14 protein-coding genes and 1 pseudogene are annotated in these 13,818 nt (G+C 59.8%); 7 read left to right on the top strand and 8 right to left on the bottom strand.

Annotated elements, in window-relative coordinates:
- Positions 1-52: 52 nt before the first annotated feature.
- Positions 53-751 (top strand): molybdopterin-binding protein, encoded by a 699-nt coding sequence (locus tag DDD63_RS02275; RefSeq protein ID WP_240611341.1) that lies wholly within the window; start codon positions 53-55, stop codon positions 749-751.
- Positions 752-904: 153 nt separating this feature from the next.
- Here the strand turns inward: DDD63_RS02275 and DDD63_RS02270 are convergent, their stop codons facing one another.
- Entirely contained in the window at positions 905-1,585 is a 681-nt protein-coding gene (locus tag DDD63_RS02270) for an alpha/beta hydrolase (RefSeq protein ID WP_108715006.1), read from the bottom strand.
- Between the two features lie 364 nt (positions 1,586-1,949).
- Between DDD63_RS02270 and DDD63_RS02265 the strand changes: the two genes are divergently transcribed.
- From DDD63_RS02265 to DDD63_RS13305, 4 genes and pseudogenes are all read left to right on the top strand, one after another.
- On the top strand, positions 1,950-2,840 hold the full coding sequence (locus DDD63_RS02265; RefSeq protein WP_108715005.1) for an HAD family hydrolase: 891 nt from the start codon (positions 1,950-1,952) through the stop codon (positions 2,838-2,840).
- Between the two features lie 81 nt (positions 2,841-2,921).
- Complete coding sequence (locus tag DDD63_RS12360; protein ID WP_205647298.1) at positions 2,922-3,182, top strand: hypothetical protein; 261 nt, start codon at positions 2,922-2,924, stop codon at positions 3,180-3,182.
- Positions 3,170-3,484: pseudogene (locus DDD63_RS13310) on the top strand (NAD(P)H-binding protein); the annotation flags it as partial. The gene DDD63_RS12360 and the pseudogene DDD63_RS13310, both read left to right, overlap by 13 nt.
- A gap of 53 nt (positions 3,485-3,537) precedes the next feature.
- Positions 3,538-4,080 carry an NAD(P)H-binding protein gene (locus DDD63_RS13305; protein WP_346426228.1) on the top strand — a complete coding sequence of 181 codons (543 nt, stop codon included), beginning with the start codon at positions 3,538-3,540 and terminating at the stop codon, positions 4,078-4,080.
- Positions 4,081-4,375: 295 nt separating this feature from the next.
- Here the strand turns inward: DDD63_RS13305 and DDD63_RS02250 are convergent, their stop codons facing one another.
- The 7 genes from DDD63_RS02250 to DDD63_RS02220 all read right to left on the bottom strand — a co-directional run bounded on the left by DDD63_RS02250 (position 4,376) and on the right by DDD63_RS02220 (position 11,696).
- Entirely contained in the window at positions 4,376-5,008 is a 633-nt protein-coding gene (locus tag DDD63_RS02250) for a hypothetical protein (protein WP_125482410.1), read from the bottom strand.
- Positions 5,001-5,222, bottom strand: a complete 222-nt coding sequence (locus DDD63_RS02245) for a hypothetical protein (protein WP_108715003.1) — start codon at positions 5,220-5,222, stop codon at positions 5,001-5,003. The genes DDD63_RS02250 and DDD63_RS02245 overlap by 8 nt, the downstream gene beginning before the upstream one ends.
- Before the next feature lie 47 nt (positions 5,223-5,269).
- A complete protein-coding gene (locus DDD63_RS02240; RefSeq protein WP_108715002.1) occupies positions 5,270-5,929 on the bottom strand; it encodes a hypothetical protein in 660 nt (219 codons plus the stop codon).
- Positions 5,922-6,482, bottom strand: a complete 561-nt coding sequence (locus DDD63_RS02235; protein WP_125482409.1) for a hypothetical protein — start codon at positions 6,480-6,482, stop codon at positions 5,922-5,924. The genes DDD63_RS02240 and DDD63_RS02235 overlap by 8 nt, the downstream gene beginning before the upstream one ends.
- 89 nt (positions 6,483-6,571) lie before the next feature.
- Positions 6,572-9,364 (bottom strand): hypothetical protein, encoded by a 2,793-nt coding sequence (locus DDD63_RS02230; protein WP_108715000.1) that lies wholly within the window; start codon positions 9,362-9,364, stop codon positions 6,572-6,574.
- Positions 9,365-9,512: 148 nt separating this feature from the next.
- Entirely contained in the window at positions 9,513-9,857 is a 345-nt protein-coding gene (locus DDD63_RS02225; RefSeq protein ID WP_108714999.1) for a hypothetical protein, read from the bottom strand.
- Between the two features lie 93 nt (positions 9,858-9,950).
- Complete coding sequence (locus tag DDD63_RS02220; RefSeq protein WP_108714998.1) at positions 9,951-11,696, bottom strand: hypothetical protein; 1,746 nt, start codon at positions 11,694-11,696, stop codon at positions 9,951-9,953.
- A 297-nt stretch (positions 11,697-11,993) separates the two neighbouring features.
- Between DDD63_RS02220 and DDD63_RS02215 the strand changes: the two genes are divergently transcribed.
- Positions 11,994-12,734 (top strand): hypothetical protein, encoded by a 741-nt coding sequence (locus DDD63_RS02215; RefSeq protein WP_108714997.1) that lies wholly within the window; start codon positions 11,994-11,996, stop codon positions 12,732-12,734.
- 135 nt (positions 12,735-12,869) lie between these two features.
- Complete coding sequence (locus DDD63_RS02210; RefSeq protein ID WP_125482408.1) at positions 12,870-13,655, top strand: hypothetical protein; 786 nt, start codon at positions 12,870-12,872, stop codon at positions 13,653-13,655.
- The last annotated feature ends 163 nt before the right edge of the window (positions 13,656-13,818 follow it).

Raw genomic sequence — 13,818 nt, 5'->3', positions numbered from 1 at the left:
GCGTTTTTACGTAAGACTTTTGTTAGCAAATTCGCAATAGCGCCAGGAGAGCATGATGAGAGGCAACAATGACGCCGGCCGGGAAGCGGCAGCGAGTACCGGGAGGGAGGCGGAGGGTTCCCTGGGCACAGATCGGCACGCCTTGTCGTCGTATGTCACGTCATCGCCGACTGAGGCTTCCCGGAACGAGGGTCGGCCCGGTCGCGACCATGCCGCAGAACTCAGCGGCAAATCGGAGCATCGTCAAGCCCACGCCATGGACCGTGACCTGCCGGGCGCCGTCGTCGTGTCCACGGAGATCGTCAACGGGACGCGCGAGGACACGGTCGGCCCCCTCGCCGTGGGCATTTTGGAACAGAGCCGAGTGCATACCAAAACACCACAGCATGTGGCAGAGGACCCGCTCGAGCTGCGCGCGGCGTTGCGGGATGCGATTGCTTCCGGCGCGCGCATCATCGTCACTGTGGGAGGTACGGGAGTCGGACCGGGCGATATTACTCCGGAGGTCAGCGCGGAGTTCATCAGCGTGCGCATGGACGGACTCACGCAGCAGATTCGCGACGTCGGCCTGGCAAAGACACCGCTATCCTCGCTATCGCGGGGAATCGTAGGAATCACCGAGCGCGGGGTGTACGGGGTGTTGATCGTCAACTCCCCCGGATCACGTGGCGGGGTGAAGGACGCACTCGGGGTGATCTGCCCCCTGTTGCCACATATCTTCGAGCAGTTGGACGACCAAGATCATTCGTAGCCAGCGCCTTCCGCAGTGCCAGAGCCTCGTGTCGGCACGCTAGAGCTCTCGTGCTGGCAGAGTTCTCGTGCTGGCGCGTTGGAACTCTCGCGTTGGCGCGTCAGGACCCTGGTACTGGCAGTATCAGAGCGCGTCACAGCTATCAGCCCGCCCTCAGGCTTCACCGGCACTCGTTGGTATCGCGTCGACGAAAAACTCGTTGATCCGCCGGGAGAATTCCTCTGGTTTCTGCGTGTTCCACACATGGACCGCCCCTGGCACGATCTGCAGTTGTGCCCCCGGAATCAGCCGCGCCAGCAAGCGCGACGCCGGGAGGTTTGGACGATCACGTGTACCACACATAATCAGGGTCGGAGCGCTGAGGGTAGTGACTGCCTCCCGCGTGTCGATCCGCGCCAGTTCATGCACAATCTGCCGCAGGCGTGCCTTACTCATACCCTCCGGCGCAATCTGACCACCGGCGACGCGGATCAGTGCATTCTGAAGCTTCATGAGAATCGGGTTTGGACGCGTCTGACTACCGGAAAGTACCAACGACCGCACCCGTTGTGGGTGGTCAATCGCAAATTGGGTGGCCACCATTGCGCCAAGCGAGAGTCCACACACATCCACAACGTCGAGGCCGCGTTGATCCAGATCCGCCACAAGTGCTCTCACCGCACCGGAAAGCGTAAAATCGAGCATATCGGCGTCCCGGGTTCCGAAAACCGGGAGTGCCAATCCGGTGAAACCTGCGGGCAGCGCAGCCGCCTGCGCATCCCAAGCCTCCGGCCCCTCCCCCATGCCGTGCAGAAAAACAACGGTACGGTTGCTCTGTCCATGCTCTGTTGTCATCGCGGCGTGTCCTTTCTTGTCACCACAGCAAGCCCTTTAGCCGTTCCTACCTACCAGTCCACTGGTCCCGCGGTTCTGAACTGCCCGCAGCGCTTATAACTGCCCGCAGCGTTTGCAGCTGTCTTCCACGGATTCTAACAGTACGAGGATTCGGTCACAGTGGATTGCTCCCGAAATGCTACCGAAGTATAGCCCGCCATCACACCGCACCGCCCGCCGAATCTCGCCACGCGCTTGCGCCATTCCACCTCCTAAAGCTGCACCCGCTAGTCTCATCACGTATCCTCTCGCCACATCTGGCAGTGGCACCTACACCTTATAACAGACATTTCGTATCTCGCATCCCACCGGGTATTCTGAAACAGTGAGCAAGCGCTTGATCCTCGTCGACGTTGACGGCACTCTGATTAATTCGCGGCAACAAGTGCCGGATTCCGCCCGCAGGGTTCTCTCTTCGGCAGCGGCCGCCGGGCACACACTGCTACTGTGCACCGGAAGGTCTCTGCCGGAGATTTACCCGTGGATCTGGGATCTCGGGTTCAGCGGAATGATTGGGGGTAGCGGTGCGTGGGTGCGCGTAGGCGACGTCGTCGTTGCCGACCATCGCATGCCGACCGCCGACGTTCAGCATATGAGCCAACGTTTCGACGCGCTCGGCGTGCAGTGGCTGTGGCAGACGCCCACGGACTTTTACCCGAGCGCCGACTTCCTCGCCGCGTTTGCGGAGAAACGCGATTCGGATGCACATCAGGCCGACGCCGATGCGGATACACCCGGTACCGATGCGGGTGCGGCGTGCTCGGCCGATACAGCGGATTCCGACTGGAGTGCCTACGCCGCCCGTATTTCTCCCTTCTTGCGCAGCGGTCCGCCGCAAAGTGCGTCGAAGGGAACCTTCCTCATCCCGGACGATAATCCGCTCCATCCGAATGAAACCGTTGCGCCCTATGATGGTCGATACATCGCACTCACCGGCTCCGTGGAAGGAGAGTCGGGCCTGGCCGGGGAAATTCTGATAAACGGGGTCACCAAAGCCACCGGTCTACAGGAAGCCGCAGAACACCTCGGGGTAAATGCGCGTGATGCAATTATGTTTGGCGACTCCCCGAACGACCTCGCCGTATTCGACGCTGTCGATACCGCAGTCGCAATGGGCAATAGTACCGAGAGCGTGAAGGATGCGGCCGACATGATCGTGCCCGGTATTGACGACGACGGATTGGCCTACGGTTTTCAACAACTCGGGTTGATCTAGCGGATGCGATTAAACTGCCCCTGGTGCCTTTGCCAACACTGCGCTGCCACCCTTCATACCGTGGCGGGCGTCGGCGCTGCGGTGACACGAGATCTTCCGCCCAATGCGCACGCCGTCGGGAATCCTGCTCGCGTGATTCGCGTTAACGGCGATGACGAAGGCAAGGTCGGCTGCGGTGACGTGCACAATTGGCAGGGATTGATAAGCGAAACCGCAGCTGAACGCCGCGCTTATCGGCAATTACCGACACCCACACAATTGGTATTGGCGTCAGGGCTCTCGGTATTGGCGTCAGGGCTCTCGGCCTACCGCTACCGGCCGGTGCGCGCATGTGCCGAGTGAATGTTCGAGGCCACGGCGCCGCAACGGCCGGTATCACCAGAATAGGACACCTCATGACATCTTCCGCACCGGCACTTGCATTGACCGGATCCACCGGTTTCATCGGAGGGAATGCCGCCCGCCTACTCGCACACGAGGGTTTTGACCTTCGTCTGCTCGCCCGTGCGCCGGAGCGCGCACCACAGTTGGCTGGGGCGGTGGCCGTTCGCAGCTCCTACGCCGACGACGCCGCTACGCGAGAATCCCTTGCGGGAGTAAAGACGCTTTTCATGGTCTCCGGGGTGGAAGCACCGGATCGCCTGCAGCAGCATTTCGCGCTAGTCGATGCGGCGGCCGGGCCGGGGTTGAGCAGATTGTGTACACGTCGTTCTTCGGTGCAGCGCCGGATGCGACCTTCACCCTGGCGCGTGATCACTTCGTCACCGAAGAGCACATCAAGGAATCAGGGCTTGACTATACCTTTCTGCGGGATAACTTCTATCTGGACTTCTTCGCCGGGCTTGCAGGCGACGACGACGTGATCCGCGGACCGTCCGGTGACGGGCGAGCCGCGGGCGTTGCTCGTATTGATGTTGCACGCACGGCTGCGGCAGTGCTGCGTGATCCCTCGGTACATGCCGGGCGAACCTATGACCTGACCGGGCCGGAGTCGTTCACGCTGACCGAGGTTGCGCAGGCGTTATCCGACCATACGGGCCGCAAGATTCGCTTCCATGATGAGACCGTTGAAGAGGCATACCAGTCGCGCTTGCGCTGGCCGGCCGAACAGTGGGAGTACGACGCCTGGGTGTCCACCTACACCGCGATCAAGGTCGGCGAGTTGGATGGAGACAGCACAGCCATTGAGGACATTGCCGGGCGGAGACCGTTGAGCTTTGCCGAGTTTCTAGCCCTCTGAGATCGCGGTGGGCCGTGGGAGGCGCTGCCTGCGGGCTACGGGGGATTCACGTGCGGGTGACGCCGCTTGATTCAAGTGCAGGCGATACCGCTTGACTCAAGTACGGGCGATACCACTTGATTCCAGTGCGGGCGATACGCGAGAGCGCATTTCGCTACGAGGGCGGCTCCGCCGCCGCACTGACTCCACTGCCGCATTGACTTCGTTGCCGCCCAGCGCGGCGGACCGCCGTCTTATCGTGCCGGTCGGCGCACCGGTTCCACGCCCTGTCCTCCCAATAAACAGGCGGGTACCGTCACCTAGATACACTCGGTGTCGCACCCGTCGGCGTGGGTGTGGCCCAGGTGATCGAGTCCAGGAACGTTTCGGTTAGTCCTGCTGGCAGGCTGTCCTCGCCGTGTGGCGCATTGAAAGTGATTCGCCACAGTCCATCTGGACGCCCAACGATCCACATCTCATAGTACGTATCGTCCTCGCGGGTACTGATGTACGAGTAGCCACGGGCAGGATTGCCATCAATCATCCGCTCGGGAAGCTCCGTCACCTGATCGTTTTGGCCGTATGCCTGTGTTCTGCCGACCCATGAGCGCTGGATAGCATCCAAATCGAAAGTATCCGGATGGTCCTCAACCCAATAGCCGTTAAGTTCCAATATATCCGGCGCTATGCGCGTCGCCCGTACGCTCGCCCCCGTAAAACCCGCGCTTCCATCAGCCGAGGCAAGATACTCAATCCCCGGATCAGGGTCCTGCGCGATCTCCACCCACCCGGCTGGAGGTTCCGCATCCATAACCGACACGCTCTCCGCTGTCGCAACAAAAGTGGTGTGTCTGCTGGCCCTATCATCGCTACCACACGCGGCCAGGCAAAAGACCACCGCCGCCGCGAGAGCGCCGACCACCGCATCACGGGCACGGCGCCTAAGCAATCCACGCTTCCTCAAACGATGCCTCATGGCAACACACCATCCTTTCCAGGTAGCCGAGCTGTACTGTCAAACATGCCGCATCCGCGTATAGCGTGAGCGGCAACATCTCGCCTGGCGACCGGCCTGTCACTTCCTGCACCTCCGGCAGCCACTTCCGCGAGCCGAGCCGACTCAGCAGGCCAGGTAGCACCAGCAGCATAAGTACCGGATTCATCCCCGGGTATCGTGCCGCCTTGTCGTATCAGGGCTCGGTCCAACATCTCACCCATCCGCATCCGACGACGGCGCGCTCCAGGTCACCGTATCCAGAATCCCGTCCAACTCCGCAGGCAACTCCGTATGACCTGGATCCGACTCCAGAAATATCTCCCACACCCCATCATGACGACCGACATACCAGACTTCTGTCCGCACTGCAGCCCCGTTAGCATCACGAAAGACATAGCTGAACCCACGCGCCGGATTCCCATCAATATACCGAGAAGGCAGCAGAGCAAAACTCGAACTACCCGGAACTCTTTCTCTGTCAATTAGGAGTCCGTGCATCCACCATTCCAGGTCATATTCATTAGCATCTCCGCTATACGCGCGATACTCCGCCCGGTCAAGAATAACCGAGGGGAAATGCGCGGCACTGATACTAGCCACACCAACCGCAGAAGAAGACCCATCCGCAGTGATCAAGAAGACCACTAACCCGTCAACGGGCACCTCACTCCACCCCGGCGGCACATCCGCATGCATCACATCCCGAGCGTCATCAGTCGCCACAAAGGTCGACGGCACCGACGGCGTCACCTCCGCAACCTCAGGACGATACACCCCACACGCCGCTACAAGAAAACACAACGCGGTGATCGCAGCCAGCAGGCGCTTAGTGCCACCCCTCCGAGGAAGGAACCCACCCATCGTCTCACCCATCCGCATCCGACGACGGCGCCGTCCACCTCACCGTATCCAAAATCCCGTCCAACTCCGCCGGCAACTCCGTATGACCAGGGCCCGACGTCAACCTGATCTCCCACACCCCATCATGACGACCGACATACCAAGTCTCCCAACGCCTCGCAGTCCCGTCTGCGGTCCGAAACACGCAGCTGAACCCACGCGCCGGATTTCCATCAATATACCGATCAGGCAACAGAACGAAACTCGAACTAGCCGGATACCTTTCTCTATCGATGAGAAGTCCGCGCATCCACCGTTCCAGATCATACTCATTAGCATCTCCGCCATAAGCACGATACTGCGATCGGTCAAGAATAACCAAGGGAAAATGCGCGGCACTGATACTAGCCACACCAACCGCAGAAGAAGACCCATCCGGAGTGATCAAAAAAATCGCTTCCCCGTCAACGGGCACCTCACTCCACCCCGACGGCACGTCAGCATGCATCACATCCCTAGCCTCATCGGTCGCCACAAACGTCGACGGCACCGACGGCGTCACCTCCGCAACCTCAGGACGATACACCCCACACGCCGCTGCAAGAAAACACAACGCGGCGATCACGGATGCGGCTATACTCCGATGAACCCGTTGACGGCGTGCACTACGCACTATCATTTCCCCCGATACCGCTTGCTCATATCGTACGCATTGGAGTGCTGAGCGGCACTATCCGCAGTGAAACCCCCAACCGAATTCACAATTTCGACGTAGCCCGACCCTCCCGATTGGTTCTGGATATACCGTTCATAGGATGTCCGCTGTTTATCCGTCTGATCCGCATAGGGAATGATGTCGCCGTTTTCATCGAAGAATGGCTCCAGGTTTTGAGTGTCCGTCTTAATGAACTCTTCCGGTGTCTGCGCGAAGTCCTCAAAAGAGCCGTGCGTACTCATAGATTGATAGACCGCTTGCTCCATGTACTTGTTGAGTTCTAGTGTGGCCGCCGCCTGATCCCCATGTTCCTCATTGTTGGTGGGGAGCAGGAAATCAACCACGGGTGCAACACCGTTCGCCTTGGTTTGGTCGAAGAAGTAATTTGCGACCTTGTCACTCTCATCGAAAAAGGCGCCGCCCGGAATAGCGCCCGCTCCTGCCATAATGTACCCCTTCCACCGAGCATTGCGAACATCAAGCGCGTGTTTTGCCTCATCAGAGGCATCCGCATCTACCGTGAACAAAGCCTCTAGCATCGGGTTCCACCTCTGTACAACGTCTTTCGGTGGCGTCCCGCCAACACCATCAAGCGCATCATCCAGCTCTTCCTCATAGCCGCGTTGACTGGCGACCAGAAGATTATCGATTGCCGGGGCGCGGCCTCCCTCCCAATAATCGTCGCTTTCGTCATCTGGCGTTCCATTGTTATTGAGTTCAGGCTCATCAAACCCCAAGTCAAGAATCACCCCATCTGGGCCGAGCAACTTTGCCCTCATGTAGGTATCAAACACGATCTGATAGTCGCCATTACCCGTAGCGACAACGCCATTCGACGAACCAGCCGCCAGGAGCGACAGCGCGATGCCATCCACATGCGGTTCCAGAATCAATCCTGCCCAGGAACGTAGATTCGGGTTGTGATACCCGAACGCGTCCTGGCCGTCGACCTTGTCCGTGTCCCGGAGCATGTTGAAGTCATGGACCACATCTAGGCCATCCTGATAACCGAACAGGAAGTTCGCCGCAATCGTCGTCGCAGTCATATCACGCTTCTGCCACTGCTCCCACTCCTCATCGGTCATCTGACTGCGATCCGGCACATCCCCGGTATCTGCAGCCTGCTGAAGCACACGCCCAAACTGCTCGCCACCGTCTTCGAATCCGTAGTACTGGTTTTCTTCCCACGTAGCGTATGTCCGTCCTCCGGTGAGGTAGCGTGTCATGTTCATCGGTTTGTCATTGCTATCGACGACGCCATCGTGGTTGATATCCATGCCCGTCGGCGTATCACCGGCAAAGAACAGCTGTACTGAATCTAATCTGCGCCGATCTGCTGCAAGAAGCGCCGGGTCGCCGGTCTGCGGATCTAAACTCTCAGGCCGATCCATCAACATATACATGGCCTGCAGAGGCTCATGGACCGCGCGGTCCGAGCCGAAGATGTAGGTTCCGAACTGGGCTTGAGGAGTTCGTTCACCCTTCCAACGCATTTCCTCGGCATCCATGGCGACGATATCTTGCGCCACGGACACGCCACCTCCCGCAGGCGGCTCGAAGAATCCCGGGCCTAATGTCAACTCCGGATTGGCATATCCCGCCTCGCCCACAAGTTGCAGGATGATGTCGTACCCGTCTGTGCCGATGTCGCAGGTCATGTTTGAATCTAAGTTCGCCTGGTCATACTCGGTTCTTCCCACCATTTTAAGATCTTCTACGAACCGCTGTGTTTGTGATGCCAACGGCTTTCCCGATCTGGTCTCGATGCCATCTCTGACCTGCTCAAAGAGGATCTGCCTCTCAGCGTTATCTCCTGCCAGGTTCATTCCACCTGTACCCAGCGCTATGGTGGTGCCTATCGCACAGAGCACGTCATCGCGAACCTCTCGATCAAGATCGGGATTCGCGGCCATATCCTCCTGGGAGTACGCGCGATCAATCCGCAGCGAGAACCTCACGAGGTCGTCCGCAGAAACGTACTGCAAGAGCGCATTGGCGACAAAAGGATCTTGGATTTTATCGCCGTACTTTGTATTGAAAGCCTCAACATCCTCGGCCGTCAGGTTCGGATCCGAAATAACCGTGGCAATCTCTCGCGCTTCCTTATCGGCGGTTTTCCACTCAATCGCACCCGCCACCAAAGGCACGTCGCCAAAAATGTTCAAGCCCGTCTCCCACCTGGAACTGTGTGGCACATCCGGGTTGATGATCTCATCTTGCGCCGCTAAGACCTTTGCAGCCGTGCTGTCTGCTACCTCGTCGAGCTCTGTCAACAGACCCTTATATTTGTTGTTGAACTCCACCACGGTCTCTTGCCATTCCTGGTCCACACGCTGGCGCCACGCATCCACATCCCCCTGCGTATACGGTGTCACCGCATTGGTCGCCACCTCGGCCTGTGCCTCGTCTATCTCGGCAGTCTTGGCTTCATACGCGGCCTCAGCCGCATCGTAATCCTCCTGCAAGGCACCGATGTTGCGGATCGTCTCTTTCACTTTATCTGCATATTCCCTTAGTGGAGACGATGCAAACCGCAGTGCGTCGGCCATCTTCCGTGCCTTGCCGCCCACCGCGAGGATCTGATCCGTATAGGCGTCCGCTGATTCACCAATCCATCCCGGTACACCGCCGGTCGCCGTCGCCACTTGCGTTGCCGCAACACGACCACCGGCTTGCTCCAAACGGTAGGCAACGCGTTCACACTCCCCTGCCGTGTCTGGTGGTACCTCAAACGTGAAACCGGACGCCATCATCCACACCTTTCCATCATCAACGCATCACACGTTGCGCGTGTCAACGCGCCACGCATGAGAAACAGTTCTCGCTGTGGTAATTCACGGCATGTGCCTCGGTCTGCAAAGCCGCCGTGTGCTAGGGCACTACCCACCAGACGCCGCCGCATCATGAGTCCTCGCCACCACCGAGTATCGCCTCCATCTCTTTGTACGCCTCCGATTGGCGCGACTCAGTCTCGTCAAAATCGGCTGTTGCACCCTGCGCACCCGACCCTAAAACAGCACATGCGTTGGAGAATTCCCCCAACCCGTCCCGCATCGCCGCCTGGTACTCTTTAAGCGCCGCATCCAGCTTCTCGGTTCCCGGCCCGTCAAAAGAAGGAAGCTTAGAAGCGCAGTACGCCACTACCGTTTCACGCAAATACGCGAACAACGCGCCAAATTCCTCACAGTCATTCCACTGTTCTTTCGCACTGACGCCAACAGCTTCACGGTCGAACTCGATACTCATCGTTTTGTCTCCTTTGCCAGAAATGAGGGCCTTCAAAGACCGACCCGTGCCTACTGATCTAAACCAGCTGGACGCGCAGGTCACCGGTCGGGTTTATTGTTGTTGTTCGTTTTCGCGGGGCTCTCGCCAGTACAGGAGGGGCCGGGAGAACATTTCACGGCGGGTGGCCTCTTCGGCCTCACGCCGCTCACGCTCACGGATGCTCTCGGCACCATGGCGGCTCAACCACACCGCATCCAAACGCTTGAGCGCTTCCTCCTTGCGGCGTTCCTCTTCCTGCGGATCCGGAACCTCCCGACCACGCATAGCAAAACGCACCTCCGGACTCCACTTCCGCTCCCGCTCATCCCTCTTCCGACCAGCACCACGCACACCCGCACCACGCACGCCAGACTGCTGGCCCTGCGCTCCACGAACACCAGCCCCACGGACACCAGTCTGCTGGGCCTGGCCGCCGCGAACACCCGTTCCAGCACGACCCGTCCCACGGCCAGATTGCTGTGTCTGCCCGCCCCGGACGCCGCCCGTACCGGCTCCACGGCCAGTCCCAGCACGACCACCAGCAGGCTGTCCACCACGAACACCCGTGCCACGACCACCAGCTGCTTGGCCGCCGCGGGCACCAGTCTGCTGGGCCTGACCACCACGAACGCCACCCGTGCCACGCATACCGGCCTGCTGGGCCTGACCACCACGAACACCCGTGCCTCGGGTCCCGGTCCCGGTTCCCCGGGCCCCGGTACCGGTGGCTTGTTGTGGTTGGCCTGATAAGGGGATACGGGTGGGACGCATACCCATCTGCTGCGCATTACTCCACCGCACACCAGATGCCGCACCACGAGCCAACCCCGCCGCACCAGCAGCACCCGCAGCCGCACCCGCCGCACCACCCGTGGGGTTGTTGTTGTCTTGGAAGGAGAGACGTCCGGCTTCCCGGACCCGGTCCATCAAATCCCCTCCACCCGGACCATACAAGTAGCGTGCCTCCGCCGAATCAGCTCGGATCATCCTGCCTTGTGGAGTACCCACCATGCCTTCGACACGCTCACCCGCATACCACGAAAACATCCACGCCAAACTCCCAGAAACACCCACACCAGCAGCAATCGCACCCACCGACGGAACAACAGACCCACCACCATCCGACACGTCTAGGTCTGGGTCCGTGTCTGTCGGGCGGCCCTCCGCCAACGCCGCCGCATACGACGCACCACCATCAGACGGCAGCCCCGTCACCGACGAATCCACACCAGACAACGGTGGCGCGTAGGTGACATAGGACCGTGGCTCGGCCTTCTCACTCCTAGGCAGCATACGAATCGCCCGATCCACCTCCTCACCCACATAATCCACCATCCGCCCAGCCCGCTCCTCATACCCGGCATCGCGAGCCTCATGCGCCTGCTCAGCATGCTCCATGCCAGCTGTGGTACGGAGCGCATTGGCCGGGGTAGGAAGCATACTACTCGTCATACCAATAGACGCCACCTCCGCCTTGTAGGCAGTATCCGAGGCCTGCGTGCCCGCACTGATTTCTTCATGCGCTGCCCGGGCCTGAATCGTCGCATCAGCAATTACCTGCACCGACTTACCCATAGCCTCCGTATCATCCGCGTGGTCTCCTAGGCGGTTCCGTACCCACTCCAGCGACGATAACATCGCATCCGCTGTCGCACCCCGGATCCCCCAATCATCAGGATTCAACATCCCATTAATCCGCAGACGCAACCCCTCAAAACCCTCACTGATAAGACTGAGCCGATTGGCGAGGTCTTGTGCTTCGTTCGGGTCGAAGGTTGCGATCTCCGCCAAGGTGTCACGCTGCTCTCGACTCGCCATCTGCTGTCCCCTCTCCCCTCGTGTCCCAGTTAGGGTCGTACTCGGTGAGCACCCCGAATCCGGAACAGAATCGTGTGTGATGGAACAGACTCTACCCGGCAAACCAAGCCCTGTCTACAACGAATAACAACCCGCACTCCCTCACCAGAATGACGTCCCAACATGTTTACGCAGGTCACACCGCGTGTCACACCCCGACAACGATGACGAAAACTCATCAGAAACTGCACACCGCTCCGTGATCTGCCACAATCTACACAAAAGACAACCCACAGCAGTCAAGCAGAGCGGAGCGACATGACCACCACACCACCAACTCCACACGGCAACACACCTGACCCAACCCACGGCGCTACCACTCCACCAGCCGCCCGGCCGGGCCCGCGCGGCTGGGTCTGGGCGCTCATTGGCGCTCTGGTGGTCGTGGCTGTCGTGGTCGCTGGCATCATTATCGCGGGACGGAGCACGCCCAGCAAACAACCAGTCGCCACGTCGACGCCGGAACCGACGGCGTCGGCTTCGTCTGGTGGGACGACCGTGCCTGAGACGTCCACTGCCACGGCGACAGTGACCGTGTCACCCCTGATTCTGCCGTCGGCATCTGCGTCCGCACCAGTATCCACCGGTCCCACCCAGGTCGGCGAATGGACCGTTGAAATCCTGGAATACTCACCTAATGTGAACGATATCCTCGCCGCCGCCGACCACCCCGTCACCGTCGAGGGACACAAATACGTCGGCGTCAGGCTCCGCATCACCAACAACGGCACAGAACGTGTCGGCCCGTATGTTGATCTTGATCGGTACATTATCGGTATCTCGAAAGGCACCTATTACGAACACCACATGGACACCGCCGGTTACCCGGGTGACGAATACCTGGCTGAGGTCTACCGTCTTGAACCTGGTGAGACCGGTGAGGGTTGGTTGTACTACCAAGTGCCTGGAGACTTCACACCCACCGTCATGAGCTTCCAAGACCAACGCACCGACCCCGACCCACCCGAAACCTTCATCCTCATACCCACCACCAACTAGAGCAACAGCGGCAACCATTACAACGCCGCACACTGCCTCGACCCCTCACAAACGGTAACCCGGACGCGAGAGGCACACGCCCGCGTTTCCCCACACGCCACGGCTGGAACTGAACGAGACAAGGACACTCTCCCCATGACCACACCACCGCCTGCCGATGGACCGCAGGCATTCCCGCCAAACAGAGCCCCGCATATGCGCCAACACACGAACAGTAGTGGCACGCCGCAGACGACTACCACACCACCCACCACGCGGCGGGGCCCGCGCGGCTGGGCATGGGCGCTCCTCGGCGCCCTAGTAGTCGTGGCCGTCGTCATCGCCGGGATCATGATCGCGGGGCGGACCACGCCCAGCACACAACCGGTCGCCACGACAACACTGATACCAACAACCTCGACCACACCTAATGGGACAACAATGAGCGACACGCCCACCGCCACGGCGACAGTGACCGTGTCACCCCTGATTCTGCCGTCAGCATCAGCGTCCGCACCAGTATCCACAGGCCCCACCCAAGTCGGCGAATGGACCGTTGAAATCTTGGAATACTCACCTAATGTGAACGACATCCTCGCCGCCGCCGACCAACCCGTGTACATCGAAGGACACAAATACGTCGGCGTCAAACTCCGCATCACCAACAACGGCACAGACCGAGTTGCCCCTTACGTGGATCTTGACCGGTACATTATCGGCATCTCGAAAGGCACCTACTACGAACACCACATGGACACTGCCGGCTACCACGGCGACGAATACCTTGTGAAGGTCCACTGGCTTGAACAAGGTGAAACCGGTGAAGGCTGGTTGTACTACCAAGTCCCCGGAGACTTCACCCCCACCGTCATGAGCTTCCAAGACCAACGCACCGACCCCGACCCACCCGAAACCTTCATCCTCATACCCACCACCAACTAGAGCAACAGCGGCAACCATTACAACGCCTCACACTGCCTCGACCCCTCGCAGACGGTAACCCGACGTGAGGAGACAGAACCGCACACGTTGCCCCATCTGACAGCGAAGACCACGCACGACAAGGAGAGTCACATGCCACCACGCCATAACCGCAGCCAACGAA

The organism is Actinobaculum sp. 313, from assembly GCF_003073475.1.
GTDB lineage: Bacteria > Actinomycetota > Actinomycetes > Actinomycetales > Actinomycetaceae > Asp313.
This window is presented reverse-complemented; position numbering and strand designations above follow the sequence as displayed.

Coding starts and splice junctions, on each gene's coding strand:
- DDD63_RS02220 (WP_108714998.1), bottom strand. CDS start 11,696: ATGGCGAGTCGAGAGCAGCGTGACACCTTGGCGGAGATCGCAACCTTC.
- DDD63_RS02225 (WP_108714999.1), bottom strand. CDS start 9,857: ATGAGTATCGAGTTCGACCGTGAAGCTGTTGGCGTCAGTGCGAAAGAA.
- DDD63_RS02275 (WP_240611341.1), top strand. CDS start 53: ATGATGAGAGGCAACAATGACGCCGGCCGGGAAGCGGCAGCGAGTACC.
- DDD63_RS02230 (WP_108715000.1), bottom strand. CDS start 9,364: ATGATGGCGTCCGGTTTCACGTTTGAGGTACCACCAGACACGGCAGGG.
- DDD63_RS02245 (WP_108715003.1), bottom strand. CDS start 5,222: ATGAATCCGGTACTTATGCTGCTGGTGCTACCTGGCCTGCTGAGTCGG.
- DDD63_RS02215 (WP_108714997.1), top strand. CDS start 11,994: ATGACCACCACACCACCAACTCCACACGGCAACACACCTGACCCAACC.
- DDD63_RS02240 (WP_108715002.1), bottom strand. CDS start 5,929: ATGGGTGAGACGATGGGTGGGTTCCTTCCTCGGAGGGGTGGCACTAAG.
- DDD63_RS02270 (WP_108715006.1), bottom strand. CDS start 1,585: ATGACAACAGAGCATGGACAGAGCAACCGTACCGTTGTTTTTCTGCAC.
- DDD63_RS02210 (WP_125482408.1), top strand. CDS start 12,870: ATGACCACACCACCGCCTGCCGATGGACCGCAGGCATTCCCGCCAAAC.